This is a genomic window from Bacillus sp. 2D03 (assembly GCF_003946765.1).
Classification (GTDB): Bacteria; Bacillota; Bacilli; order Bacillales; family Bacillaceae_G; genus Bacillus_A; species Bacillus_A cereus.
Genome location: NZ_RPSJ01000008.1, coordinates 308,683 through 334,264 on the forward strand (window position 1 = coordinate 308,683; position 25,582 = coordinate 334,264).

Consider the following 25,582-nt stretch of genomic DNA (forward strand, 5'->3'; position numbering starts at 1 on the left):
TAAAGACCACGTGTAGGGAATTTAAAGATTTGCATGCGAAATAAGCCCTAACAGGTTTCATTTTTTTGAATTAAGCCGCTTGATTATCAGACATGGTACAATTGTAAACGACACCTAATATATCAAAGACTGTTTTCTTCTCATATCGATGAGATTTTCTCCCGTTTTGCTGTAGGAGGTTAAACTGGCGAATTAGAATCTTTGATAGCTCTTGGGTGTCTTTCTATATAGCTTGGAAAAGAAGAAGAAAGTAATCTTTAATTATATATATGGCCTTATATTCACTCAGTTCTCGTTTCTTTTTCATAAGAAGTAATTGACGCATTTGAAACATGGTAGAAGAACAGAGTAGAATGGCAACCAATTGTCCATACAAATGGCATTCTAATCGTTCTCGTTTTATTTTTTTACAATGATGAATATAAAAGAATGATTTCCACGTTTTAAATAAAATCTCGATTTGCCAACGTAAAGAATACCAATCATGTACTTGTCCCATTGGGACAATATCTGTAGGAGTATTTGTCATATATACATTGATACCGCTAAGTCGTTTACTACGAGCGGAATACTTCATTCCTTTCTTTTTTTCTCTTACAGTTTGATCTTGTAATCGTTTTTTTGTTGTTCTTTTGTTAGTCGATGAACAATCACACGAGTTGGGATTTTATCATTCATTCTACATAAGCATTGGATATTTCACATGTTTGTCCTGGTTGAAGAGAGTTCATTACAACCTCCATATCTATCTGGATATACTCTGTACCTTTCTTGATTCTGCCATCTTGAAAATAATCAGGGTTAGGATTTTTTTGATAAATACGTGTATTCGATTTGATACGTGAGATATAATAAACTTTTTTATCTTGTATATATTGAAGATCTTTCAAATGAAAATAACCTAAATCTTGGATGCATAAATCATTCGTTGTTACAGTTGGGACACACAGGGAACCATAGGTTCGATCATGTTGTTTACCTGGACCTGTATGAATATGAAGAAACTGTCCACTTAATAAATCATACTCAAGCTGAATCTTTATTCCCGCTGTATGACTGCATCCTCCTGCTCCTGGATAAACGAATGAAAAAGGATCTGGAAGTTGAAATGCAGTTGAATCTAGGATACGAATACGCTTGAAAATAGAAGTGTATGGAGAAGAGAGCAGCTTAGCTGAAGATAACTTTTGGTTGAGAAGTTTGGCTAATACTTTCTGTAGAAACTGCACAGCTGCAGCGTTAAATCGCTGATTTAGTCCTTCGGGACTGATGAGCACTTCTGTTGATGATTCTAAACAACTGCATAACTGGGTTAAAGACGTTTTTGCTACACTTTGGCTTATCCATACACATAAAGCTATTAAATCTTGTGCTCGATACTTACTTGCTCGCTGTACAAACCCAACATCTCTAGCTAGATTCTGTAAGGTATTTGGGGATAAAAGACTCTGAATCTCCTGCGCGAATAGTTGTAATTCGTCAGATACAGAAATAGACATACAAAAAACGCCATCCTTTCCTATGATTCTACAGAAAGAATAACGTATTTTTTATTTTGAGGGTATTTCTTTTTGCTATCAAACTAACTTTTTTTATTAAAGATTGAATCCATAAAAAAGGAAACACTAACTAACATAATGCACTGTTATATTTTTCAATCTACCTTTGGAGTATACATACCATTCTGAATCATATAATACTCCATCGCTTGATTTAACCATTCTTCCTCTTCTTTTGTATATGGGGAGGAAAACATATTTTCAAGCTTTTCTTTTTCTAAATCTTCTAAATCTCGTATAGCGTATATCGCTTCTTCACCAACAAATTCAAATGTTGCCTTCATATGCTTATTTACTACCTCTTGTACCTCAGGATCCTGCACCGATTTTCCCATCAACCTTTTTACTTCCTTAGACAACTGAATAAATTCTTTATCTAATGCCACTAGTTCTTCTTTAGGCTTGTTAAATAACTGATCAGCCACATCTTTTGATATATGTTGTTCAACCCATAGTCGTTGGTCCTTCTCTATTTGCATGCTGTTAATTAAACTCATTAAAACTGGACTATCAACTTCTCCTTCATCTGCTATTAATTCAATCGTGCGATTAATAGCGTTTAATGTGGTTTCAATTTGTTCTTTTTTCTGCTCGAAAGCCTTTTTTTGTTTTTGTAATGTGTCATTTAAGTTTGAATTAAAACTAGACTCCTTCATCATTTTACCGATTTGTTCCAAACTATAGCCTAAAAATTTAAAACTAACTATTTTTTGCAACGTAAGGACATCTTGGTCATTATATTGCCGATGACCAGAAGAAAGTTGCTTTTCAGCTTTGAGTAACCCTATTTCATCATAATAATGTAATGTTCGTATTGATGTCCCGGTTTTAGCAGAAAATTCTCCAATTGAATATTTTTTATTATTACTCATTTTACATTCTCCCTTCTTTATTCAAACCTGTTTACCTTGATCATACTACCTCACGTAACTGTAGGTACAAGTTTAAAAATTCAATTTTCTAGTATCAAAAATATAAACTATTCCTTATGGATGGGAGAAAAAGCATTTTTATCAAACTTTATTCAAAAGATACATGTACATCCTAGATAGAAAAAATACTGTTTTTTCGTTATGGAGGTACCACAAAATATTAGCTTGATAGCAATGGGATTAGACCCTGTGCATACAAAATTAGCAGTAGTCGGTGATGTAAATAGAAGCGGTTCAATCGTTATAGCCGCAACTCCACCCTTAAAAGCATTGGGTGTAAAGAAGAATGTATGGTTTGGTATTTAAGAATGTAAATCAGACAGTATTTGGTACTATGAAACATTATCTCTTATATTTTTCCTACTGCTACTTATGTTATTTCTAAATTAATATGGTCATAATTAAAAAAGAGGGTGCTCGCAGCTCCCTCTTTTTTTAGATAATTAAATATGCTCTCCATGATCCATAAACACTTCAATAGTTTCATTTTGTGATACGTCTTTTACATTAGTAAGACCAAAAGTAAAAACAGCGGATAACATCATCATTAATAAGATTGCTTTTTTCATTTTAGCGCCCTTCTTTCTATACTCTTTTTGTCTGCATCTAAAGCGATGTGTAAATACTTGCTGGATTTTTCGTGATTTTCTGAACCATAGAATATATTACCTAAAAGATAAGCATATTCTTTTACCCAATCATATAATTCTTCTTTTTCAAAATACGAAATACCTTCCATGACCACCTTTTCTAATTCTTCTTGTGGTGCATAGTTATGTACTGCTTGTAAAATTTGAAAATGATGACGATAACATAAGTCACTAATCTTATAGCCATTCTCAATATATTCATTAGCATTATGATTATGACCTAACTTAAAATGTTCTCTTGCTAAAAGAAACATCGTTTTAGCGTTGTTTTCTAGTGATTCCTCTAAATGCTTAATTGCTAACTCTGACATGTTTTGACTTGCATATAAAAGTCCTAAATTGTGCTTTACACGTTTAGTAAGACTTTCGTCATGAGATTTTTGGAAAGTACCCAATGCTGAAAGTAAATATTCTTCTGCACTTTCGAAATCACTTAAGCGAGTGTGTGCCATCCCTAAAGTATTCAAACAAGCAGCAGTTTTTAATTCATACCCTGGACTAATTGAAAATACTTCATTTGCCTTCGTAGCAAATTGAACTGCTAGGATTGGTTTCAATATGTGATAGTAATGAACTGCAAGCCAATAATTAAATTCAGCTTTTTCGATTTCATCATGCATGTACTCTAAATACTTTTCAGCTTCTTCAAATTGCATTCTTGCTTCACTATGGTTTGCTGTATTAGTAGCATAAATAGCTTTAAATAAATAATGATAGTACTCTAAAAATGTTTCTGTAGGCTCTTGTAATGGCTCAATTTTATCCAAAATATCTTTTGAACTATCCATATCACGAATTAGCAGATTATACCGTGCATTCAATAAAGCATAGTAGACTAATATTGTTTGGTCTTCCTTAATATTATTGATTTTATCTGCAATCTCTTCTTTTATTTTATTAGACTGTAATACATGTTGTGAAATTATAGCTTGATACCAGTCGTTTAATAATTTTGTGATTTCTTCTTTAGAAATAATTTCAACATTCATATACGCTACCCCCTTTTGTTAAATGTTACCACAACATACTAGTTTATATAAATTATTTTTTGAATATTAAAACTTGATAAACTTTTTTCGAATACTTATATTAAACAATGTTAATTTCAGATTTATTGAACTACCCCCACTTTAAATAATTATCTGCTAATCTTACCAATCCAATTAGTACAACAGTTAACGTGATACACAGGGAAGATTTAATTGAATAGAAAATATATTTTGAATAACTTCCCTTAAAATTAGTATCAGTATCCCTCATTCCCTCGTCTACCGATTTTAATATCCGTATTTCTTCAAGTACATATATATATGATTTGATTTTATACGAAAAACCATGAATTATTAAAAATTTAGTTTCAGATAGAATACGTAGACCATAGGAGTTGGTGTTTCTTAATCCAGAATACATTACTGGGTCTTTTTTTATTAGTACAAGATATAAATCGTCAGTTTGAATTATATAGTTGAGAAGGAATGCTTAATAAAGAAGGAGGATCATGATGAAATATCAAACTTTATTTTCCTCATTAAAAAAACCGCTTTTTATCTTTATCCTTTCTTTCAGTATGTTAATTTTCACACTCCCTGCCTCTACCTTTGCACAATCCAATGACAATGTAATTTCTGTTACAAATTACTATGTATCGCCAACAGGAAATGACCTCAATCCCGGTACATTAGATCAACCTTTCGCTACCATTCAAAAAGCTGCTAATGTCGCAAAAGAAGGAAGTACAATCTACATAAGAGGCGGAGTTTATAACCAAAAAGTTCGTGTCGCTCATTCTGGTAACTCAGGAGCACCCATTACTTTTCAAAATTACCAGGATGAAAAAGTCATTCTCGATGGTTCTAAGGTCAAATTAGAAGATGATGGGTTATTTACAATAGAAGACAAAAACTATATTCAAGTAAATGGATTAGAATTTCGCAATTTAAAGTCAACGAAAGTTAACGAAACCCCTATTGGTATTTATATCACTGGAACAGGAAGTTACATTAATATTAGAAATAATTATATCCATCACATTGAAGCGACTGTACAGGATGGAAACGCACACGGTATTGCTGTATACGGTACTTCATCTAGTGCACAAAATAATTTAAATCATATTGTCATCGATAATAACGAAGTAGCAAATTTGAAATTAGGATTAAGTGAAGCAATTGCTGTGAATGGGAATGTGGATTCTTTTGAAGTTACCAATAACAAAGTACATGATAACAACAACATCGGAATTGTTCTAATTGGACATGAAGGCGTATCTCCAGTAGCTGCTTTAGATCAGGCACGAAATGGAGTTGTTCGTAATAACATTGTCCATCACAATACATCCATTAATAATACTAGTTACAATGAATATTCAGCTGATGGTATTTACGTGGATGGTGGGAAGGAAATTATCATTGAGCAAAATCAAAGCTATGAAAATGATCTCGGTATTGAAGTAGCCAGCGAACATGCAGGAAAAAGCGCAAGCCAAATTACTGTTAGAGACAATACAATATCCAATAATATCATGAGTGGTATTGCAATTGGTGGATATGACAGTCAGCAAGGATATGCGGAAAATAACACGATTACGAACAATGTAATTTATAAAAATGATACAAAAGATCAAGAGAGTGGCCAAATCGAATTAAATTATGATACTCGGAACAATGTAATTACCAATAACCAAATCTATGCAAGTAATAGCCGTATTTTTATTAGCAATAGTTTTAATAAAAACACTGGGAACAAACTAGATTACAATCATTACTATGGTGAATTCGATCAAACTAATGGCTTATGGCAATGGAAAAGAAAAACGTATAAAGGATTTTCTTCTTATCAAGCAGGTATGAACCAAGAAGGAAATGAACAACATAGTGTATTTAGCTTCCCCCTTCATCCAAACAAATTTTAAAATTAAACAAACCTACTAAAAACTTAATTTCCATTCTGGATCTTCTTACTATAAAAATTAAAAATTGCAGTTTGATTTTCTTTGAAACTGCAATTTTTCTCTACACATAATTACTCCATTCTCACTTCATATATAAATCGTTCCCCATTAACAATCTTTTTAAGATGTCCTTATACAAACTCTTCTTAATCCCAGACTTCAATAAATTCAAAACCTTTTAAATCACTCTTTAAAACTGCATTTTTGAATTGACCTGTTACTAAAACATAGTTAGAATGTATATTTCCATATTCCTAAAAGATTGCTCTATGTACTTCAAAAATTTTGATAATCCTCATACGATATCATATTCTAGAATTTAAGTAGTGGTTTCCCCCATGTGTTTAGACAACTATTAAGGAAAAATGAATGTGAATCTCTAAATATGGAAGTGTTATTCATTTATTCATTTATTTAGGTGATAATGAGAGAAGGACATGTTTATATTTAAAAACATTTAAAATTTATATTGGAGGGGTTTTGCTTTGTTTGAAAGAGAAATATTAAATTTTTATAGAAAGGGTATGAGTATGTGGTCATTATTATTTAAGCTAGTATGGATAAGGTCTACTCTTTTTGTAGTAATTCAGGTATGTACTTTTATAGCTTTTGTGATTTTTTCCTTTTACGGTTTAGATAATACAAATGAAATGTCAACTTGGTATATGTCCCTTTTTATAATTTGGGAGATAATCTTACTTTTTATTTTTGATTTATGTATTGTTAGAAAAGGTAAAAAAAAGTTTTTTAGAATTTATAAAATAGAATTGTATAATGAAGAATGGAATATTTTTAGATGTATCTTGTTAAAAGAATTTTTGATTTATCAAGAAATTTTGTCTGTTAAAAAAGAGGATTTAGAAAAAAATAGAAACACATTAGATTTTTGTATAGAAAGACTAGAAAGCAGACTTGAAAGAAAGAAAAAAACAAGGTTTTTAACAATTTTTTCATCATATAGTGCTGTATTTATAGCTTTTATGGTTCCCGCTTGGACAGGCTTTAATACTTGGTTTTTTACTCAATATTATAATAAAGAAAATCATCCAATGGCATTAGGGCAAGCAACAGCTTATTTAGGTGTTATATTCGGTAGTATTATTATTGTGCTTGCGTTATATATTCTTCTTAAACATTTATTTATAGATGAGATTTTAAGGTGGGGAGATCAAAGGATTTCTTATTTGATTGAGATATTACAAAATATAAAATTTTCTTTAGACAACCCAAAGTATTTTGGTGAATTTGAAAAGAAAAAACATATTAAAGAAAGTATTAGAATTTTACTAGATGAATATACGGTAAATAAAGAAAAAAAAGAATTTACTTGGTGGAAGACTAATATTCGGAATTTTAAATTCTGATGCCTAAAAAAGAAGAATCGAAATTATCATATACATAGAATAAGCTAATATCATATAGATTAGCATACAAACATTTTTTGCTATGATACTCTCATTTTATATAGGATAAGTATTTTTTATATGGTATGCTATATATATCAGCAATAATAAGACGATTTAACTCTCTTTTACTGTGTGTGGGAAGGGGGTGTGTTTTAAATGGAGAATGTCGTAATAAGTGCTATTGTTTTGGTGTTATTTAATAGTATTGAATGTGTTGGAAAATTATACATAGACTATTATTTTAAAAGGAAAGCATTTATGGAACAACAGAAAAAAACCGTTTCTGTAGCTGGAACTATAGAAAACGGTCTAAAAAAATAAGTATGCTGGTAAATCGTTTTATTATTGTTTCTTTAAAGAATAAGTGCTGGAACACTTATTCTTTTTTATTTTGTAAATACAAATTACATCTTTGTGTATACATTATAACACAAAGATTCGATTAAGTGATCATTACTTGATCATTATTTGATCATTACTTGATCATCACTTGATCACCACTTGATCATTACTTGATCATCACTTGATCATTACTTGATCATCACTTGATCACCACTTGATCATTACTTGATCATCACTTGATCATTACTTGATCATCACTTGATCACCACTTGATCATTACTTGATCATCACTTGATCATTACTTGATCATCACTTGATCACCACTTGATCATTACTTATCTTAATTTGCATATAAAAATTTTATCTTAGCTCACTTCATCTCCCCTTCTTAACCTCTTCATCTTAATCGGGAAATTGAGAAAGAAAATGCTCAAATAAATGGATTAACTCTTTTCTTATTCCAAACTATTTATTTTATTTTGTATAATAAAGATATTCATATATAAAACCATATTACAAGGAGGCCTTTATCTTGAACTATGGCTGGACTGGAACTATTGAACAATTTAAGCAATTAGATGTACAGTTTTTTATTAAACAATTGCTAGATCATGTCTATAAAACCAATACAAATGATCCAAAAATAGCTTCTCAAAAGAGAGCATGGATTGATAGTTTTAATAAGCTACAAGATTTATTCAATCGATTTTCTAATTTAGATGCATCACTTATTTTTGAATATGAGATTTTACGCGGAGGCGGTCGTCGTCCAGATGTGCTTTTATTGATTAATGGTTATTTGATAATTCTCGAATGTAAAAGTTATAATAACGTTTCCCCTTCTGAATATATCCAAACATCCCTTTATATGCGTGATCTCGAACATTATCACTCGGCTATTCAACAATCTAACATCCAAGTCATTGGTGTTTTACTGCTTACAAATTATGAAGGTGAACATTGGGTTTTCCAAAAAGATTATCAAGTAACCCTTTCAACAGTTGATGGATTGGAAAGCATACTTAAACGAATATTAAATAAAACAGAAGTACCAACTTTGACGCTAGAGGAAGTAATCAATGGTGTCTATGAACCCTCACCTTCTATGCTAGAAGCTGCTCGATCCATTTTAAATAATGAACCGCTCCCTGATATTAAAGCTGTATCAAGCAGTAACTTTCCAGCAGTACAACAAACTGTACGCTCAATCATTGAAGAAGCCCAACATACAAATACCCATCATCTCATTTTAGTATCTGGCGAGCCAGGAGCAGGTAAAACATATTTAGGTCTAACCATTGCACATGAGATGAAAAATGCAGTTTATTTATCAGGTAACGGTCCATTAGTAGACGTATTACAAGATACGTTGAAAAATAGAACCTTTGTACAAGGCCTATATGGCTATAAAATGGACTTTCTCGAAAAGAGAATGATTCCAAAGGAACAGATCATCATTTTTGATGAGGCCCAACGAGCATGGGATACAAAAAAAGTCGATCAATCGCTCACTAAAAGAAATCGAAAAGCCCAAAACTTAAGCGAACCGGATATTATAATGAATGTTACAACAAACAATAAACCGTGGAGTGTAACAATTGGCTTAATCGGAGACGGACAGGAGATCTATTCTGGAGAAGAAGGCGGTCTCGCCCTGTGGAATCATGCGATCGCTGGAAAAAACGTGACTGTTCACTCTAAACATTCTAATTCTATATTCACAAATGCAGCACATTATAGAACACATTCTCAGCTACATTTAAACTCATCTTTCCGTGCTCATGCAGCTTTAAAATACTATAAAATTATTAATACCTTATTAGATGCTAATTTTGAACAAACAAAACAGCTTATTCATAAGCTACCAAAAGAACATTATCAACTTTTTATTACGCGTGATTTAGCCAAAGCCAAACACACTTTACATCAGCTTTATCAGGATGATACAAAAACAGTTGGCGTTGTCTGTGCTGGTGGCGCTGATCATCAAAAAGAAGTCCCTGTTCTACCAAGAGATGAACGATATGAACGCCCTAGTAAGATCGCTCAATACTTTAACTATGCCGAATCCCAATACTATTGTAGAGCGCTCAACTACAGCTCAACTGAATTCCAAACACAGGGACTTGAACTAGATATGACGCTTGTTCATTGGGATGATGATCTATATCTACAAAATGGGACTTGGAAGGGGCAACACTATCAATGGGGTGTTGAAGATCCATTCCAAATTAAACTCAATGCATATAGAGTTATTTTAACAAGAGGTCGGGATGGAACAATTATTTACATACCACCAAAACCCATTCTAGATGAGACTTGGAACTTATTAAAAAACCATTTACATATTCCTGAATTAACGTTTTAAGGCTTATAATAAGAGACGATATTCTAGACTCCTTTAGAATATCGTCTCTTATTTTTTTATTTTATAACAACCAGAGAATTGTTCTTACATCTCTTAAAACATTGCAAGAAGGAGTTTCTTTAAACAACTAGTATTATAAGAAATTATCACTAAAGAAGTTGCTGTTTCTTTTATTTCCCTAAAAACTGAATCGCTTTGCGGTACTTCTCCAATCGTTTTAGGTCTTTATCTGTTATCCTAGCAAGTCTTGAACGATCAGAATTATGTTTTAAGTCTGCAAGTTTAACTGTACGGGCAAGAGAATTTTCTTTCACTCTGCTCAGATACTCAAAATAAGGTGTGTATTTCTCTTTTGTTAGTACCTGCACTGCCTCAACTACGTTATGAGGTATACCAGCACTTAACAGATCATTAGCAGTTATCTCAGTATCTTCCAGAACATCATGCAAATAAGCAGTAGCTTTCTCTTCGGCCGTATTTACAAATCTAGCAACTGCCTCAGGGTGTTTGATATAATCCATACCTGCTTTATCTACTTGTCCAGCATGGGCTTTTTTGGCTATCTCATGAGCTATTTTTATATAATTAGGTAACATCGCAAAAGCTCCCTTTCTTTAAACAAAATCTCCCCCTCTAGCAAGCTGTTCTAAAAGTGAAGGAGGAAAATATTGATATAATCCCTAAGCAAATCATTGAAGTTCATCTTGAAACAAAAAAAATTATAAAAAATGCCATCCTCTCTGTATATCTCTACAAAAAGAATAGCGTTTTTTGGTTATACGGATACAATTTTATTTTAATTTGAATTACGCCCTTTTCTCTTACGGGTATTTACTATATTAATGAAGAAAATTAGTCCGAAGATAAGGAATAAAAATGGGTGTACCCATGTTCTAAAATTAACAAGACTTATAATAAACATTATAATGCAAAGGATACAACCTATAATATCAATGCTAAAAGATAACTTCCCCTTTATTGTTTTCATTTTTAACTATTCCCTTCCAGATGCCACCTTTAATTTATAATTCACAATATAATAATAACATACGTTTCGACTTTTAACTTTATTACATTTAATTACTTTTTTTGTTCTGGTGCAAAAAATACCGTTATTATGTGCAACCGGATAGCAAGATAGCAATAACCGATGAAATTAAAAGTACATCTGAACAGATTGAAGAATCCATTACAAAAAAGCCAACAAAGCAAAAGTAAACAACATATAGATTTGAATTATATTTCTCAACAATCAAAATTACTTAATGTAGTAAAATAATGATCGGGTTGGCACCCAATACCATATTACGATGGTTCCAGTCGCAGGAAGGCGCCTTTGGGTGTCTTTTCTTTTGTTTGAAACACATTCTGGCAAAATACCTGTATCTTTGTTGATTTACGACTCACATAAACCAACAAACTTCGTATATATAATTTGTTACCCTAAATAGGTTGACGATACGAACAGTTATAGGAGGATTTTGTGAATGGTAAAAACAGCTTGTGTAAGTATGATTACTGGAATTCTTTTAATATGTTCAACAGGATGTGCCACTCAAACTGATTCTATTACAGCTAAAACTCAATCAATAGATGATGGCACATATACAACAAAAGAGATCACAGACGCATTTCCTGTAGGAACACCCATAACTACTTACATTCAAAAAGAAGAAAAACTGAACGTAAAACATCTCACCAATATTTCACTTACAGATGGTGGCGTCGGTAGAGTTCTCGAAGCAACAGATGGTTTTGTTGTTGTATGTGGGAATGAAAAAGGAGTTTTTGATGTGTTAACATTTAAAACTCTGGAAGATGTAAAGAAATATGAACAGAGTTTAAAGCGATAATTAATATCCTCCTTATGCCTTTTACACAGACATTGTCCTCTTGCTCTTGCTATGGCTCTATGTACAGTATAATTGCGTCATGAATACACACACGTTATAATAGTCACCTAATTACATATTAAGAGGTGCAGAAAATGAATAAAACTGAATTAACAAAAGTAGTAGCAGAAAAAGCTGAACTTACACAAAAAGATGCTGCAGCAGCAACACAAGCATTATTAGATACAATAACAAATGCGTTAGCAACTGGAGAGAAAGTACAGATTCTTGGTTTTGGTACATTTGAAGTACGTGAAAGATCTGCACGTACAGGACGTAACCCACAAACAGGTGAAGAAATGCAAATCGCGGCTTCAAAAGCACCTGCTTTTAAAGCTGGAAAAGAATTTAAAGAGGCAGTGAAATAATTACACATAGTCAAAAGGCTTTCCACACCCCAGCTTTGCCCCCTACCCTTCGCATATCCTGTTTTGGCTAGCTAATCTGGTTTGTTAAGGGGGGAAAAGAGAAGGAGGGCAAAAAAAAGAATCCTTTAAAAATCAGGATTCTTTTTTTTGAAGTATCGCCTATTGTAAAGTATTTTTATAAGAATGTGTAGTAGAAGGTTATAGCAAATCCGATTAAAAAGAGTAATGATACGAGGAGATAAACTCTTTTTTTGTTATCTTTTGCTATTATTTTATCTAGTGTAATAAAAATACCAACAATACCTGCGATTAATGCGAATTTAGAGAATTCAGATGGATATGTGAAGGCAACTACTGCGAAACAAGCAATAATCAATGTTAGTCTATAAAACAGTATTCCTTTAGACATTTCCATTTGAGGAATCACACCCTTCTTTTTATATTTGACTAGCAGCGCAACCAATTGCGTAACCAGCTAGACATCCAAGACAACCACCACATGCATATGGACTAGCAAATAAACATCCTCCACATGCACCTTCGCAAGCCCATTTAGCCCATTGAGGCATAGTTTTCCAGTTGTTTTTAATACAACGTTGAACATCTTCCCAGTAACCTGCTTTTGCATTGTTTTCTTTTAAGATTGATTCACTTTTTCCATCAGTGAATAATTTCATCTGATTAAGTTTTCCATCTTTTGAATTTAGGTCTAAAGTCCCTACATTTTCACCATCTAATGTTTTTACTGTTAAAAGAATCGTATCACCATTATTTGGTGTTTTCAACTCTAAAAATGTAGGGTCTGCAAACTTACTTTCAGATTCGTTAAATCCTACAGTTAGATATTGTTTTGTATCATTGGATTTAGGGTTTTCTTTTGAAGGAATTATGATAGCCGATGTTTTATTCTCTTTATAATCGACTTTAACAGCTTCTTTCCATTCAAAATCTGCTGTGGAATAAATACTTAATTTGTTTTGTTTAAGATCAGTTAATTGTTTTTTTACTTTGTCCAAAATTTGTTCGTCAGCAAATTTATTTGTTTCATTTTTCGAAAGATTTTCTGGTTTTTTACAAGGTACACAATCGATCTTTTTTTCTTTGGTATTATTATTAATATTGTTACTAGTATTATCTTGTGCAAAAACTTTTTCTAAATTTAGTGAGTATGGTTGAAAAACTCCAAAAGCAAATATAACTACGACAAAAACTAATCCTAAAAATTTTTTCAAACTAATACAGCTCCCTTATAAGTATAATTTCTCCTCACCTCCATAATAGAACAAAAAATGAAAATTTTTAATATTTTTCTAATAATTGGAATATAATGTTAGCTTAGAGAACTTTGATATATTCCGTTTTTCATTTATTTAAAAATCAGATTATAAAAAAACACCTTCAAGAATGAAGGTGTTTTTTTCTTATAAGTCAGCGTGTGTTTGTAATAAATAATCTGGTCTTGCTGGTGCACCTCCACCGTCTCCTATATTTACAGCTTGATTTTTAAAAGAGTCGTTTAACCCTAACGATAGGATACTAATTAAAGATATTCCAAGTATAGTTAGATAGATTTTTTTCATTATTTTAACGCTCCTTTTTCTAATTCATTTTTTTGAGCTGTATTGCTCATATAAAAATATTGACTTGCTTTGTTATGGTTATTTTCTTCATAAAACTTTAGAGCTAAGATATCAGCATATTCTTTTACGCATTCCCATAGTTTTTCTTGTTTGAAATAAGTAATACCTTCTGAAATAAATATTTCTAAAGTTAATGTAGGGACATTGTTGTTGAGGGCTCTTAAAATTTTAAAACGATGTTGGAATTCTTGATTGTTAAAATCGTTACTAAGTTTTAATCCTTTTTGAATTAGTTGATCGCTGTAATTATGGTCATTTATCTTATAGTATTCATATGCTTCTACGAAAAATGCTTTGAAATGGTTTGGATTGTTCTTTGTTACTTCAGATACATGACGAATCGCGAGTTTAGATAAATTTTGTTTTGAATATAACCAAGCTAAATTATGTCTTACCATAAGGATAGAATTTTTATGGTTATTTTTTTGGAATGTGTCTAGTGCCTTATTAAATGACTCCTCAGCTAATTCGAAATGTTTTAAATCAATACAACACAGACCTATAAAATTGTCACATAGTGCTACATTTATTTCATAACCTTCATGTTTTAAAAATTCTTCTTTAGCTAATTTTATATAATCAAGAGCTATTACTTGTTTATAGATTTGATAATAAAAATACCCCATTCGATAATTAAATTCAGCATGTTCTATTGGATCAGGAATGTGTATTAATAGTTCTTTAGCTTTTTCATAGTGTTCACTTGCTTCAGTGTAATTGGATGTTAAAGTAGAATGGAATGCTTTAAAGAAGTGATAATAATAAGCTAGGAAGTCATCTGCTGGAGTTGTGAAATTATCCATTTCATCAAAACTGCTTTCGTTAATACTTATCCAATCTGTTAATGCTTTGTATCTAAAATCTAATAAAGAATAATATAAGAGTACGTTTTGATTTTCTTTGACATTGTTAATTTCATTTTCTATATACTCTTTTAATTGTTTTGCTTTAACTAATTGTTGTTTTAACATGGATTGATACCAGTCGTTTAATAATTTTGTTATTTGTTCATTTTCTAGTTGAACATTCATAGAATCTTCCCCTTTTCCAAAATTATCTATATCTAATGTAAAACCATGGTATCATGGTATTACATTAGATTAACCTTTAAATAAGTTGATATATATAATTTTGAATATTCTGTTCATTTTACCTTTAATTTTATTGCGGCCTTTATTTAGTATGGTTTTAGCAAAAAAATACTAATAAATCCAGGGCACATTTATGGACATAATGAAGGATATTACATACGTTTATCATACACCTATGCTTTAATTAATATATTTATTAAATTCAATATATTAATTAATAGAAATTACCCATACACTTTAATGTTAGGTCATTGCCATCAAGTTAAGAAATTCATTATCCTAAAAATGAAAAAAATGATTTGTCATAAATTGGTGTAGAGAGATAAAAATTTTCTTTTTGTGGGTATGTTAAAATTTTAGCTTGATGGACATATGTCACGCCCCCTATTACTGATTGTTGTTAGAACTGCTGCTCCCACAAGAAAAATATCTGAAAAAATTATTTTAAAACAAAACCTCTTTATAAAAGAACACAAGCTCGTATATAATAAGAACAAACGTTCTTTTGTTTAGGAAAGAATAGCAGTGTATGACTATTCTATCTTACCGAATAGAATCATCTTATGTGTTGATTTACGTAGCTTTTACGCTTCTATAAGTTGCATCAAAATGGGGTTAGATCCTATGTATACACAATTGGCAGTAGTCGGTGATGTAAATAGAAACGGTTCTTTCGTATTAGCTGCCACTCACCCATTAAAAGAATTGGGAGTAAAGAAGATGGCCAGATTATACGAGATTCCTCGAAGAAAAGACATTCTTGTTATAAATCCGATTATGGGAACATACATTAAATGTTCTAATTACATAACAAAGTTAGCTTTGCAGTACGTTCCTATTGAGGATTTTCACCAATATTCCATCGACGAGTTCTTCATGGATATTACGGATAGCATTCATTTATTTACTAACGATCCCTATGAATTTGCGTTGAAATTTAAACGTGAAATATATGCAAAAACACAGATCGAATGCACAATAGGAATTGACCCTAACCCATTAATGAGCAAAATAGCTTTAGATATAGATGTAAAATAAAATAAATTTACGTAAACATGTTTAAATCATTATAAAGGAGCATAAAAGAATGCAAGAGGTTCAAATAAGAAAGAATGCAGTAGGAGCAATTATTCATAATGATATTAAAAACTATCCCTATTTAAATATACCTATGGTTATTAAAGAGAAAGATGGACAGATTTATGAAGTTATAAACACTGGTTTTCACACTAATAATGCAGTAAGAATGATAACAACGGACGATTTTGCTACAACCAGAGTAAATACACCGATTGTAACTGTAAAAAACAGTGATGGTAATATTCAAGTATACCGCTTGCCTTTAGAATTGGAATCTTGGGTAATTTCTTGTATGCAAGCTGCTTCTGCAGGAAAAATTTCATTTCCATGTAAAGTTTCCTTTGGGATTATAGATACAAAATATTATGTTGAATTCATTTAAAATTAGAATACATTTAACATTTGATGTAAATAAAGACGGAACACCAACATTTTGCAAATTCTGTACGTCAAGACTAAATCTCTTAATCAAACCATATTTTATTATACGTACCAAAACTAATTACCAACAACAAAATAGCCTAAAAAATATTAAACATACTTTATTAACGATATTATTAATGTCAAATAAAAAAAGAAGAGAGAAAACATTCTCTCTTCACCAATAATATTTTACAGAGTAAGTAGGGTAAAAAACTATATAGAGATGAACCACGAAAATACTTTACCTAGTGAATTATATCATAAATCACTCTAAAAAATACATATCACATACAATTTTGTTTTATTTATGACAAAATTGTTAAATATTTGAATGCAGAAAGGCTTTATATCTAAATGAATAGAAAGGTGTTGGTGTGGTAATAAAATTTAAGGAGGCTTTCTATTATGTTTTCAAAAAAACAAAAATTATTAACAGTAGTTACAACATTAACATTAGGGTGCGGATTTACTTTTGGCTTAACACCTGCTTCTGCGGATACAGCCAATAACACTTCTCCAATTAAGGAGGAACAGGTACGAATACAAATACCTTTCACGGGCTATGTTATTTCAGCAGACGATAATTACTTAATTGTTGCTGATACTTTTACGAAAGAAGAAGCACTTTATTATCAGAATAATTGGTGGGAGCTAGTTTCCCAAAATAAAATTTTAAGAGTACCTGTATCCAATGGTGAAAACTACAAATTAGGTGAAAAATTAAACGTATACGCTGCTGCTTGGACTTACTCTTTACCACCAATCGCTATAATGCCAACAATTGAAAAAGTAGTTGATTAAATACTGCTTATCTAATAAAAGAAACATTGCCCTAATTAGAGCAATGTTTCTTTTCCTCATTTGACATTAGAAATTGAAATGGATGAGAACAGATTTGGAACGCTATTCTCAAAAGCTAATGTAAAGGAAGGGATTAGTTCATGTATTCTTTCTTGCATTGGTTTCTTATCTACTTCTCCAAGTTCGTTCAAAAGTTCATTCTCTTCTGAAGACTCATCTCCATTGATTAACATTCTTAACATATCTGAGTTAATGATTTCATGAGGCGAATGAACTAGCCCATTCATCATTATATATTTTTGGAGCATGGATGAATTACCTTCATTTGCTTGCTTTGCAGCTTGTTTAAGATATAAATCAAAATATTTCTGTGCAAATTTCACACCTTTGAGTGGAACAGCTCCTACATGTTCAACACCTTTCCAACGTAAATCCGCAATTGAACTCAGCCACCATGCCGGCTCAATAGCTTGTTGCATACGTTGCAGCACCTTGCGTTCGAATCCAGGTTTATGAGTAGAATGTTCTTTTAAACAAGTATCTAACATTTCAGCTTCAATGGCAGCTACGGTCATCCCCTGTCCATAAATGGGATCAAAATTACAAAAAGCATCACCTAACACTAATAATCCAGATGGCCAATTTTCCATTTGTTCAAAATGTTGACGAGTTGACTCCTGCGCTCTAAATCCTCTTGGGACACTAATTGGTTCTAACTCTTTAATTAACTCCCTCATCATAGGGGTAACTAATGAGTCCAGTTCTTTTTCATATTCTGTTGAATTGGTTGGTGGATAGTGCATACCTCCAGCAACAAATAGTAGCGCTTGAGCTATGTTATCTTCAATATATAATAACCCTACAGCTCCAACGTTTTTAGCAGGATCTCCTTCAGAAATTGCACTCAATTTCTCTTTGATATGTGAAGGTACTTTATAATATCTCGTGCTATATCCAAAATTCACCTTTAAACGTTCTGGTTCTGGAACATCATAGCCCATAGATGTAAGCCATTTATTGAGTTTAGATTGACGACCACATGTGTCAACTACCAAATCGGTTAACACAGTTCGCTTTGTTTTTAATTCGTCTCGTTCTTGAATATGAATTCCAATAACACGCTTGTGATCAGACGAAGCTAAAAGGCCTGTCACCGCTTGCTTTGAATAAAAATGTACATTAGGAATTTCTTGCACACGTTGGCGAATTGTCCATTCTAACAATGCTCGACTGCTTGCTGCACCTTTTCGTTCTATAACTAGTTCCAGTGCCCCATACGGAGAAAATCGAATCATTTTATCATTCTTGACATTATGGGCCCCTAAATTTAATAAATCATCAACATATCCAGGAAAGAAACGGTTCATAATTATTTCTCCACGTGGTAATACACGATGAGGATGAAAGTCTTGGGGTGTACCTGGACGTTCAGATGGTTTTTGAGGTAACTCATCTTTTTCAACAACTATCACTGTCTCAAAATAACTGGAAAGCACGCGTGCAGTAAGTAAGCCTGCAATACCAGCTCCAATCACAAGTGCCTTTTCTCTTTTTTGCTGTTGATATAGTAATTGATTATCCATCAATAATCTCTCCTCTTTCTAAAAAGTATGTTTGTTCAGCATGAAACTATTAAAACTTTTCCAGAAATCAGAATAAACAAATGATGATTTTTCATTATTTTAATCAAGTTGGTTCAAATCAGAAAGTACACTCAAATGAGTATCATTTTTTAACAAGATTCAGGTTCATATACTGTATAACTGCTCACCGTTTATAATAGCCCTTTTTAAATACCGCTTTATTCACCCTCCTTTTATATTTTTTATAATTTGCACCTTAAATGTATCACTTTTGTTACCCTTATAAATATTTAGGGTTTTTAGAAACATTTATTTGATTTTTAGTAATATTAGGATTCTATTTTATCAAATAGAATCTAGAAGGTTTGAGAGAAGAATGTAATAATGCATAATAAATCAATTGGATATTATGATATTTTTTCAAAGAACTGATACAAAATTTCTTTAGATTGGAAAACTAAAGTCTTATCTACCTAATTGTGGGGACGCCTTATGGCGTCTTTTCTTTTTTTATTATAAAAACCCCTCAAGCATTCATATACTTAAGGGGTTATCGATTGAAAGATAGAGCTGTTTGAAATTCTTTAAATTAAGAACAAAGTGGGATTACTCCTAAACCAATTAATAAAGCTGCAGTAAACGCTGGAATTGGCGCAGGAATTTCGATACCTTCTACAACTAAAAAGTATTGACCATTTACTAATTTAAAACAAACTAATTGCATGGCTAATCCTCCCTTCTGTTAGGATTAATACATTATATTAATATATATTATTATTGATATAATTAAATAGTTTGTTTTTTAGAAAATAGGTAATCAATATTTCGGGGAAGCACATTAAATGATCTCTCCCTTATTTTCAAAAGGACCTGCTCAATTCATACGTAAAAACATAAGGTAAAGTGAACCCATTAAAACACATGGAATGACCCCCTAGTCTTTTTCTCTTATCTAAAGGAGGAACTATTATTATGGGATATGGTGGTAGTTGCGGCGAGGGCTGCGGTTTTGCTGGAGGCTTTGCTCTACTCGTTGTACTCTTTATACTATTAATCATTATCGGATGCAGTTGCTTCTGCTAAAAAACTATTAGAAAAGGCACCTTAGAGTGTCTTTTCTTTATGCGTAAGAACCTCGCCATCTTATAGAAATAGCGAGGTTCTTATCTATATTATTTAATATCTTGTTCCAGATTTTTATCTAGATTAGAATTACTATCATTATGGTAACATTGGTAGTTCTCTTCATGTAGCCTTTGTTGTTCTTGTTCAACTTTATTGTCATGATCAATCACCTTAACAACAAAAAATAATATTACGATTACAACCACTACAAATGGGATGAGAGCAGTTTTAGAAAGCTCCTTTAAATCCTCCTTTGCTTGTTGCTTTTCTTCTCCTGTTGAAAAAAGATAAGCAAATAAAGTTATTATAAATACAAAAAAACCGAAGAGTATTTCTACAACTGCCAAAATAGCATCTAACTTTACTTATGTATCCCCCTAATCTTACATATATACATCATTAATTAACCAATAATTCCCTTACATATTATATCAGCTAGATTACATGGATATACAATAAATTATTTGTATAGTTAATTTTATTAATTAACATGCATTACTGTACGATAATTCAATTCGTCCGAAGACCCCTTAAGTTTTTTTCTTTATGGAAAAATCCCCATACATTGTGTAGGGACTCTGTTTTTCTTACCATTTAATTTTTGTTGGATTTAACTTGGAAATATATCCACGTACTAATTGTTTTTCGTTACTGTCATAGATACCGATATCACCAGAGAAATTCTCCCAATATTCCCCTAAATAGTCTTTTGATGGTGCTTTCAAATCTACATTTAATCCCATAGCCCCAAAACTTGCCACTTGGCGCGCTGCTATGTCGCCTACTTGTTGCGCTCTTTCTTTCGTTGTTCCAGCTGGAACGATAACAACAATTCGAGTTAGACTGTCTTTTGCTTCAATATGAACGTCTTGCGCCTGTGCAGCCACCTTTATTCCATCCTTTGCTGTTTGGATGCCTAATTGGCTTAATTTCACATCTTTATTACGCGCTCCCTGGCCTTGTGCTGTCATCGATTGTTCCACTTTTTCTTGTGCTTGTGCCTCATTTAACCCGCTGACTTTTGGTTGTTCAACAGGCGTTGACTCCGCTTTTTGTTCTTCTTTAACTGTTTCTTTTGCTACATTTTCATGCTGTTTTGACTTATCCGTCGATTGTTGCACAGTTACTTTCCTATCTTCTTGCTGCTTTTCTGCCTGAAATGCTTTAACTTTTTCTTTTTGTTCCTCTTTCTTAACGTCTTGCTCTATTTTCGCTTCTTCAGTACCACACGCTGCCAATAATAAACCTGCTGCAATTGTTAAACCTGCTAATTTAATTGCTTTCATAATAAATACCGCCTTTTCATAATTTAATTCTTTCATATGTATAAACGAACTCAGCTACAAATATTGACTTTGTACTACATATTTGAATCATTTGAATCATTTAAATGATAACATACTAATATTCAAATTCTTTATATTTAAATATTAATTTTATAATCTATTTTCAATCAAAACAAATTAATATTTGCATAAAACGTGGCAGTCATTCTTTTAAATCGATAGTAATAGGGTACCGCCACACATCCATCAAGCTAACAGAACAAAATACTCCCTAAAATAAAAAACGCCATCCTTTCCTATGATTCTACAGAAAGAATAGCGTATTTTTTCTTTTTATAGATACACTTTTTAGCTCGATAGCAATGGGGTGTTACCTCAAATATAATTATTTTATTTAAATGTCTCTTTTAAATTTGTTTCAAATCTTTTCATAGGTTGGTATACAAGAACGTGTAGTGATAAACCTATCACTGCAGCAATGTTTAAAATAATACTTATAATCATTAAAGACCCTTCTATAACTGGAGAAAAGTATCCATTCGTACTTAACGTAGAAGAACTTATACCAAGTAGTAAAATCACTATTAGTAAAGGTAAGTTTTTAACCAATTTGAATCCCCCTTTAAATGTAATATCTTTATATTATTATATCACACACTAGTTTATGTAATTAATATAAGATAGTTATCTATGGGCAATTTCACATGTTTTTTTGTTACAAGTTAGCACGAAATTTTGTTCTGGGGTACTATAAAATTTCCGCTTGATGGCGATGTGGTTCTATCCCATCGCTATCAAGCTAAGAAATTCATTGTACACCAAAACGAAAAAAGATGAAAAAAATAATAAAAAGCTTATCATTAAGTGCTAAAAGATAAGCTTTTTTGTCTATACTTATTAAATTTTATTTGATTTCTTCCATGCTAATACTGTAATAAGATATTGAATACCAAATAAGAAAGCGAAAAGTATAATAAATCTTGCTATTACTGATAACCATCCAACGAAATCTTCAGGTAAGTTATATTTGTATGTGGTAGCACCTATTGCGACAAAACAAAAAATAAAGGTATTGTTCATTTTTTCTTTTAATTTTTCTTTTAATTGTTCTTTATTATTAATATCCGTTTCATAGACACCAGTTAGAATAGACTTAATAAAAACGAATATCATATAACAAATTATAATGGCTAATGAAGCAGCCCATTCTAAAAATGGACGGTGTAGATATGCTCCTCTTATTACAAAATCAACAAAAACTATAAGTAGGACAATAATTCCAGATTGAGCCCAAATTTTCATTTCGACTTGTTGAATTCTTTCATCTGGGTGTGTACTGAGTGAAAACCATTTTTTTAGTTTTTCCATTTTAAAATTCCTCCCAAAATAATTTATCTAAACTTTTATCTAGTGTTTTAGCTGTATGAATGCAAAGGTTTAAAGAAGGGTTATAATTATTACTTTCAATAATACTAATGTTATGTCGTGTAACATTTACAATATCGACCAACCCTTGTTGGGTCAGACCTTTTTCAACCCTTGCAAACTTCACTTTACTTACGGACATTAAATACACCTCACTTGTAAACATAACTTCATACCATAAATCTTATATTTTATATATTAAATTATTAATAACATAAATGCAATATATATTTTACATTAAGTCATGTATAAGTTGCACAATTCTATATTTTTGTATTTAAAACTATCCTACAAATATTAAAACAGGCCATTCTTTCTGTAGAATCATAGGAAAGGATGTTTTTTTTATGTCTGTTTCTGTATATGATAAATTAGAACTATTTGTTCAAGAGATTCAAAGTTACTTGTACGTATCTCCCAATTAATTGTGCAATCTAACCTTTTCATCTATTAAGTTCTTTTACTAAGGAATGGAATCTAAAAAAGAAATAGAAATGAGCCTTTTTTATTATTTTGTTCATCTTTTTTTCGTTTTAGGAGAGATTTTGTTTTTATCTTGCTAACAATGTGGAGATATCCTAGGTTTAAAAATCCCTTTAGTTACTGCATACTAGCAACAACCTTTTGAAATTTAGGTTACTGTGATGTATAATTACCGGAAAATCTAAGGAGTTTTATATATGGATAATATGAAAATAATAGCTGAGGTTCTGAGTATAGGGTTACAAATTGGTTTATTTTCAAAAACTGAAATAATTGATTGGGCTGATCAGACAATTGAAGCATTAGATAGCCCTTCTATTGAAATTATAGAAGTTTCTCTATCTAGTAATGATAAGTTGGTTGACATCGTACCTAAATTAAAAAACGTAAAAGGAACGTATGATAAAAAATTACCCGTAAAAATAATACTGGGGCTGTTATGGGATAAATTTATCCTAAATGAAGAAAATGTATTGAAAATAAAACCATTTATATCTAATTTGATACATAATAATTGCTGTGAGGGATTCAGTTATGTAGATGAACAGCTATATAATTTTAATGAGGACATTAATTTAGCAGCAGATAATATATATGGGAATCTAGAAGATATTAGTCAAGATTTAAAAAGCTTTCTATTTCCTTATAAAGACTTTAGTAATTACTTCAGTTTTTGGGAAACTTGAAAAATATTAAATTGATGGTAATAGATCATTCGGAAATGTATTCCTATAAAATAGTAGTTTTATTATTACAGCTATCCTACAAAGTGGTTTATCGGTTCATAAAAAAGAAGAACTCATTACACATAATACCAAAATTTATTTTCCTGCTTTAAACCTCACTCCTATAGAATAGCTAGTACAAATAGTTGAACTCGTGAACTACCCGCCACTTAACGTCCTAACGGACTGTTTGAAGTGGGGGCTTCTCGGTTAGTCGTTACTTTTGGTAGCTAACGAATTCGTCCTAAGACAGCCGAGCTAACTCCCTTGTTCCAAGGGTTATTTTATTGCTATCTATACTAACGCCAATAGGCGTATTGCTTCATTTTTGATATTGATAGCTGCGTTATAATCTCTATCGAGATTTACACCGCATATACAAGAATAGACTCGCTCAGACAATGACATATTTTTCACATTTCCACAACTGCTACATGTTTTTGTGGAAGGAAACCATTTGTCTATTTTCACAAGTTGTTTGCCTTGTTCATGTAGTTTATAAGCTAAAAAAGAAGTGAACATACCCCAACCATTGTCAGCGACACTTTTTCCAAAATGAAGTGCTTGCGACATTCCTTTCATATTTAGATCTTCAATAGCTACAACATCAAAATGAGTAGCTAACTCTTTAGACTTATGATGAAGGAAGTTCTTACGTTGGTTTGCTACTTTTTCATGCAGCTTAGCTACACGGATACGTTGTTTATTCCAACGCCCTGAACCTTTTGTACGTCTTGATAATACTCGTTGAGCATTTGCTAACTGGTCTAACATTTCACGATAGAACTTAGGATAATTGGCTCTCTCATCCTCAGAACTGACGTATAATTGATCCATCGCAAAGTCTAATCCAACAATTGTTTCTACTTCTTTTTGTACGATCTCTTTTTCGTATTCAGTCAAAATGGACACATAGTATTTACCAGTAGGTGTCATAGAAATCGTACATGACTTGATTATATGGCCTTGTGGTATTTCTCTATGCTGTTTGATACGTACCATTTTCAGTTTTGGCAATTTGATATGACCGTTAAGCAACATAATATTTCCGTTCACTACATTCGTTGTATAAGACTTTCTGTCTTTTTTGCTTTTGAATGTTGGGAAGTCATTTTGACCACGAAAGAAATTTTTATAGGCAGTTTGCAAGTTTAGTTGAGCATTTGCCAAAGCTAATGAATCAACTTCTTTTAACCACTCAAATTCTGCTTTGTATTTCGCAGGAGTGGGAAGCTTTTGTTTCTTTAGTTGATTCTTATCATCTTTATGTTTTTCATACGCTTCTTTCCGTTCAGCTAACATTCTGTTATACACGAAACGTACGCAACCGAAAGTTTTATGCATAAGATGTGCTTGGTCTTCTGTTGGATACAAACGGAATTTATATGCTTTATTCTGCTTTGTCATATCATTTCACCTCACTTTTCACTTTGATTTTCAATATATGTTTTTA

Annotated in this window: 26 protein-coding genes and 4 pseudogenes; 12 read left to right on the plus strand and 18 right to left on the minus strand. The window is 31.7% G+C overall.

Annotated features, from left to right (window positions below; translation table 11 throughout):
* Positions 1–70: 70 nt before the first annotated feature.
* A pseudogene (locus EBQ15_RS19650) lies at positions 71–1,499 on the minus strand (IS4 family transposase).
* A gap of 155 nt (positions 1,500–1,654) precedes the next feature.
* Entirely contained in the window at positions 1,655–2,431 is a 777-nt protein-coding gene (locus tag EBQ15_RS19655; protein WP_000069462.1) for a MerR family transcriptional regulator, read from the minus strand.
* Positions 2,432–2,647: 216 nt separating this feature from the next.
* On the opposite strand from EBQ15_RS19655, the pseudogene EBQ15_RS19660 reads away from it, so the two are divergent.
* A pseudogene (locus EBQ15_RS19660) lies at positions 2,648–2,776 on the plus strand (Y-family DNA polymerase); the annotation flags it as partial.
* Positions 2,777–2,934: 158 nt separating this feature from the next.
* Here the strand turns inward: EBQ15_RS19660 and EBQ15_RS19665 are convergent.
* Both EBQ15_RS19665 and EBQ15_RS19670 read right to left on the minus strand, forming a co-directional pair.
* Positions 2,935–3,060 (minus strand): hypothetical protein, encoded by a 126-nt coding sequence (locus EBQ15_RS19665; protein WP_000709205.1) that lies wholly within the window; start codon positions 3,058–3,060, stop codon positions 2,935–2,937.
* Positions 3,057–4,130, minus strand: a complete 1,074-nt coding sequence (locus tag EBQ15_RS19670; protein ID WP_001100151.1) for a Rap family tetratricopeptide repeat protein — start codon at positions 4,128–4,130, stop codon at positions 3,057–3,059. The genes EBQ15_RS19665 and EBQ15_RS19670 overlap by 4 nt, the downstream gene beginning before the upstream one ends.
* 512 nt (positions 4,131–4,642) lie before the next feature.
* Here EBQ15_RS19670 and EBQ15_RS19680 point away from each other — a divergent pair.
* A complete protein-coding gene (locus EBQ15_RS19680; protein ID WP_033683776.1) occupies positions 4,643–6,052 on the plus strand; it encodes a right-handed parallel beta-helix repeat-containing protein in 1,410 nt (469 codons plus the stop codon).
* A gap of 185 nt (positions 6,053–6,237) precedes the next feature.
* Here EBQ15_RS19680 and EBQ15_RS32095 read toward each other — a convergent pair.
* Positions 6,238–6,339: pseudogene (locus tag EBQ15_RS32095) on the minus strand (imm11 family protein); the annotation flags it as partial.
* Between the two features lie 237 nt (positions 6,340–6,576).
* Between EBQ15_RS32095 and EBQ15_RS19685 the strand changes: the two are divergent.
* The 3 genes from EBQ15_RS19685 to EBQ15_RS19690 all read left to right on the plus strand — a co-directional run bounded on the left by EBQ15_RS19685 (position 6,577) and on the right by EBQ15_RS19690 (position 10,207).
* Positions 6,577–7,455 carry a hypothetical protein gene (locus EBQ15_RS19685; protein WP_000462937.1) on the plus strand — a complete coding sequence of 293 codons (879 nt, stop codon included), beginning with the start codon at positions 6,577–6,579 and terminating at the stop codon, positions 7,453–7,455.
* A gap of 198 nt (positions 7,456–7,653) precedes the next feature.
* On the plus strand, positions 7,654–7,818 hold the full coding sequence (locus EBQ15_RS31255; protein WP_000432712.1) for a hypothetical protein: 165 nt from the start codon (positions 7,654–7,656) through the stop codon (positions 7,816–7,818).
* Between the two features lie 553 nt (positions 7,819–8,371).
* The gene (locus EBQ15_RS19690) at positions 8,372–10,207 is read left to right on the plus strand and encodes a DNA/RNA helicase domain-containing protein (protein WP_001106186.1); all 1,836 of its coding nucleotides are present in this window, start codon (positions 8,372–8,374) and stop codon (positions 10,205–10,207) included.
* Positions 10,208–10,377: 170 nt separating this feature from the next.
* Here the strand turns inward: EBQ15_RS19690 and EBQ15_RS19695 are convergent, their stop codons facing one another.
* Positions 10,378–10,803 (minus strand): HD domain-containing protein, encoded by a 426-nt coding sequence (locus EBQ15_RS19695; protein WP_000937349.1) that lies wholly within the window; start codon positions 10,801–10,803, stop codon positions 10,378–10,380.
* 891 nt (positions 10,804–11,694) lie between these two features.
* Here EBQ15_RS19695 and EBQ15_RS19705 point away from each other — a divergent pair.
* Both EBQ15_RS19705 and EBQ15_RS19710 read left to right on the plus strand, forming a co-directional pair.
* Positions 11,695–12,060, plus strand: a complete 366-nt coding sequence (locus EBQ15_RS19705; protein ID WP_000241080.1) for a hypothetical protein — start codon at positions 11,695–11,697, stop codon at positions 12,058–12,060.
* Positions 12,061–12,194: 134 nt separating this feature from the next.
* Positions 12,195–12,467 (plus strand): HU family DNA-binding protein, encoded by a 273-nt coding sequence (locus EBQ15_RS19710; protein WP_001043942.1) that lies wholly within the window; start codon positions 12,195–12,197, stop codon positions 12,465–12,467.
* A 175-nt stretch (positions 12,468–12,642) separates the two neighbouring features.
* Here EBQ15_RS19710 and EBQ15_RS19715 read toward each other — a convergent pair whose 3' ends face one another.
* The 4 genes from EBQ15_RS19715 to EBQ15_RS19730 all read right to left on the minus strand — a co-directional run bounded on the left by EBQ15_RS19715 (position 12,643) and on the right by EBQ15_RS19730 (position 15,138).
* The gene (locus EBQ15_RS19715) at positions 12,643–12,882 is read right to left on the minus strand and encodes a hypothetical protein (protein WP_002001785.1); all 240 of its coding nucleotides are present in this window, start codon (positions 12,880–12,882) and stop codon (positions 12,643–12,645) included.
* 22 nt (positions 12,883–12,904) lie between these two features.
* Positions 12,905–13,699: a hypothetical protein gene (locus EBQ15_RS19720; protein WP_000713969.1), complete on the minus strand. Its 795-nt coding sequence runs from the start codon at positions 13,697–13,699 to the stop codon at positions 12,905–12,907.
* A gap of 189 nt (positions 13,700–13,888) precedes the next feature.
* Entirely contained in the window at positions 13,889–14,047 is a 159-nt protein-coding gene (locus EBQ15_RS19725; RefSeq protein WP_000725639.1) for a Phr family secreted Rap phosphatase inhibitor, read from the minus strand.
* Positions 14,047–15,138, minus strand: coding sequence for a response regulator aspartate phosphatase (locus EBQ15_RS19730; RefSeq protein WP_001102657.1), 1,092 nt, complete (start codon positions 15,136–15,138; stop codon positions 14,047–14,049). The genes EBQ15_RS19725 and EBQ15_RS19730 overlap by 1 nt, the downstream gene beginning before the upstream one ends.
* A 585-nt stretch (positions 15,139–15,723) precedes the next feature.
* Here EBQ15_RS19730 and EBQ15_RS19735 point away from each other — a divergent pair.
* The 3 genes and pseudogenes from EBQ15_RS19735 to EBQ15_RS19745 form a co-directional block, all read left to right on the plus strand.
* A pseudogene (locus EBQ15_RS19735) lies at positions 15,724–16,233 on the plus strand (Y-family DNA polymerase); the annotation flags it as partial.
* A 52-nt stretch (positions 16,234–16,285) separates the two neighbouring features.
* Complete coding sequence (locus EBQ15_RS19740) at positions 16,286–16,660, plus strand: hypothetical protein (RefSeq protein WP_001158653.1); 375 nt, start codon at positions 16,286–16,288, stop codon at positions 16,658–16,660.
* A gap of 446 nt (positions 16,661–17,106) precedes the next feature.
* Positions 17,107–17,502: a DUF3221 domain-containing protein gene (locus tag EBQ15_RS19745; RefSeq protein ID WP_000491768.1), complete on the plus strand. Its 396-nt coding sequence runs from the start codon at positions 17,107–17,109 to the stop codon at positions 17,500–17,502.
* 56 nt (positions 17,503–17,558) lie between these two features.
* On the opposite strand, the gene EBQ15_RS19750 is transcribed toward EBQ15_RS19745, so the two are convergent.
* The gene (locus EBQ15_RS19750) at positions 17,559–19,085 is read right to left on the minus strand and encodes an NAD(P)/FAD-dependent oxidoreductase (RefSeq protein WP_000370148.1); all 1,527 of its coding nucleotides are present in this window, start codon (positions 19,083–19,085) and stop codon (positions 17,559–17,561) included.
* A gap of 589 nt (positions 19,086–19,674) precedes the next feature.
* Positions 19,675–19,809 carry a hypothetical protein gene (locus tag EBQ15_RS31810; protein ID WP_001177695.1) on the minus strand — a complete coding sequence of 45 codons (135 nt, stop codon included), beginning with the start codon at positions 19,807–19,809 and terminating at the stop codon, positions 19,675–19,677.
* A 248-nt stretch (positions 19,810–20,057) separates the two neighbouring features.
* Between EBQ15_RS31810 and EBQ15_RS19755 the strand changes: the two genes are divergently transcribed.
* Positions 20,058–20,168, plus strand: a complete 111-nt coding sequence (locus tag EBQ15_RS19755) for a YjcZ family sporulation protein (RefSeq protein ID WP_000540371.1) — start codon at positions 20,058–20,060, stop codon at positions 20,166–20,168.
* A gap of 89 nt (positions 20,169–20,257) precedes the next feature.
* Here the strand turns inward: EBQ15_RS19755 and EBQ15_RS19760 are convergent, their stop codons facing one another.
* The 5 genes from EBQ15_RS19760 to EBQ15_RS19780 form a co-directional block, all read right to left on the minus strand.
* Positions 20,258–20,557, minus strand: a complete 300-nt coding sequence (locus EBQ15_RS19760) for a hypothetical protein (protein ID WP_000301804.1) — start codon at positions 20,555–20,557, stop codon at positions 20,258–20,260.
* A gap of 240 nt (positions 20,558–20,797) precedes the next feature.
* Complete coding sequence (locus EBQ15_RS19765; protein ID WP_002001782.1) at positions 20,798–21,532, minus strand: DUF874 family protein; 735 nt, start codon at positions 21,530–21,532, stop codon at positions 20,798–20,800.
* Between the two features lie 354 nt (positions 21,533–21,886).
* Positions 21,887–22,105 (minus strand): hypothetical protein, encoded by a 219-nt coding sequence (locus tag EBQ15_RS19770; RefSeq protein WP_000240395.1) that lies wholly within the window; start codon positions 22,103–22,105, stop codon positions 21,887–21,889.
* 288 nt (positions 22,106–22,393) lie between these two features.
* Entirely contained in the window at positions 22,394–22,864 is a 471-nt protein-coding gene (locus EBQ15_RS19775) for a DUF6773 family protein (RefSeq protein ID WP_000413132.1), read from the minus strand.
* A 1-nt stretch (position 22,865) separates the two neighbouring features.
* Positions 22,866–23,063, minus strand: a complete 198-nt coding sequence (locus EBQ15_RS19780; RefSeq protein WP_000116660.1) for a helix-turn-helix transcriptional regulator — start codon at positions 23,061–23,063, stop codon at positions 22,866–22,868.
* Positions 23,064–23,601: 538 nt separating this feature from the next.
* On the opposite strand from EBQ15_RS19780, the gene EBQ15_RS19785 reads away from it, so the two are divergent.
* Positions 23,602–24,090, plus strand: coding sequence for a hypothetical protein (locus EBQ15_RS19785; RefSeq protein WP_000369592.1), 489 nt, complete (start codon positions 23,602–23,604; stop codon positions 24,088–24,090).
* A 333-nt stretch (positions 24,091–24,423) separates the two neighbouring features.
* On the opposite strand, the gene EBQ15_RS19790 is transcribed toward EBQ15_RS19785, so the two are convergent.
* Positions 24,424–25,536, minus strand: a complete 1,113-nt coding sequence (locus EBQ15_RS19790) for an RNA-guided endonuclease TnpB family protein (protein ID WP_000166214.1) — start codon at positions 25,534–25,536, stop codon at positions 24,424–24,426.
* Positions 25,537–25,582 lie beyond the last annotated feature (46 nt).

Bases quoted from the DNA above. Each gene is read 5' to 3' on its own strand.
- EBQ15_RS19655 (WP_000069462.1), bottom strand. From the start codon at position 2,431: ATGAGTAATAATAAAAAATATTCAATTGGAGAATTTTCTGCTAAAACC.
- EBQ15_RS19665 (WP_000709205.1), bottom strand. From the start codon at position 3,060: ATGAAAAAAGCAATCTTATTAATGATGATGTTATCCGCTGTTTTTACT.
- EBQ15_RS19670 (WP_001100151.1), bottom strand. From the start codon at position 4,130: ATGAATGTTGAAATTATTTCTAAAGAAGAAATCACAAAATTATTAAAC.
- EBQ15_RS19680 (WP_033683776.1), top strand. From the start codon at position 4,643: ATGAAATATCAAACTTTATTTTCCTCATTAAAAAAACCGCTTTTTATC.
- EBQ15_RS31255 (WP_000432712.1), top strand. From the start codon at position 7,654: ATGGAGAATGTCGTAATAAGTGCTATTGTTTTGGTGTTATTTAATAGT.
- EBQ15_RS19695 (WP_000937349.1), bottom strand. From the start codon at position 10,803: ATGTTACCTAATTATATAAAAATAGCTCATGAGATAGCCAAAAAAGCC.
- EBQ15_RS19705 (WP_000241080.1), top strand. From the start codon at position 11,695: ATGGTAAAAACAGCTTGTGTAAGTATGATTACTGGAATTCTTTTAATA.
- EBQ15_RS19710 (WP_001043942.1), top strand. From the start codon at position 12,195: ATGAATAAAACTGAATTAACAAAAGTAGTAGCAGAAAAAGCTGAACTT.
- EBQ15_RS19715 (WP_002001785.1), bottom strand. From the start codon at position 12,882: ATGGAAATGTCTAAAGGAATACTGTTTTATAGACTAACATTGATTATT.
- EBQ15_RS19725 (WP_000725639.1), bottom strand. From the start codon at position 14,047: ATGAAAAAAATCTATCTAACTATACTTGGAATATCTTTAATTAGTATC.
- EBQ15_RS19730 (WP_001102657.1), bottom strand. From the start codon at position 15,138: ATGAATGTTCAACTAGAAAATGAACAAATAACAAAATTATTAAACGAC.
- EBQ15_RS19740 (WP_001158653.1), top strand. From the start codon at position 16,286: ATGCAAGAGGTTCAAATAAGAAAGAATGCAGTAGGAGCAATTATTCAT.
- EBQ15_RS19745 (WP_000491768.1), top strand. From the start codon at position 17,107: ATGTTTTCAAAAAAACAAAAATTATTAACAGTAGTTACAACATTAACA.
- EBQ15_RS19750 (WP_000370148.1), bottom strand. From the start codon at position 19,085: ATGGATAATCAATTACTATATCAACAGCAAAAAAGAGAAAAGGCACTT.
- EBQ15_RS31810 (WP_001177695.1), bottom strand. From the start codon at position 19,809: ATGCAATTAGTTTGTTTTAAATTAGTAAATGGTCAATACTTTTTAGTT.
- EBQ15_RS19755 (WP_000540371.1), top strand. From the start codon at position 20,058: ATGGGATATGGTGGTAGTTGCGGCGAGGGCTGCGGTTTTGCTGGAGGC.
- EBQ15_RS19765 (WP_002001782.1), bottom strand. From the start codon at position 21,532: ATGAAAGAATTAAATTATGAAAAGGCGGTATTTATTATGAAAGCAATT.
- EBQ15_RS19775 (WP_000413132.1), bottom strand. From the start codon at position 22,864: ATGGAAAAACTAAAAAAATGGTTTTCACTCAGTACACACCCAGATGAA.
- EBQ15_RS19780 (WP_000116660.1), bottom strand. From the start codon at position 23,063: ATGTCCGTAAGTAAAGTGAAGTTTGCAAGGGTTGAAAAAGGTCTGACC.
- EBQ15_RS19785 (WP_000369592.1), top strand. From the start codon at position 23,602: ATGGATAATATGAAAATAATAGCTGAGGTTCTGAGTATAGGGTTACAA.
- EBQ15_RS19790 (WP_000166214.1), bottom strand. From the start codon at position 25,536: ATGACAAAGCAGAATAAAGCATATAAATTCCGTTTGTATCCAACAGAA.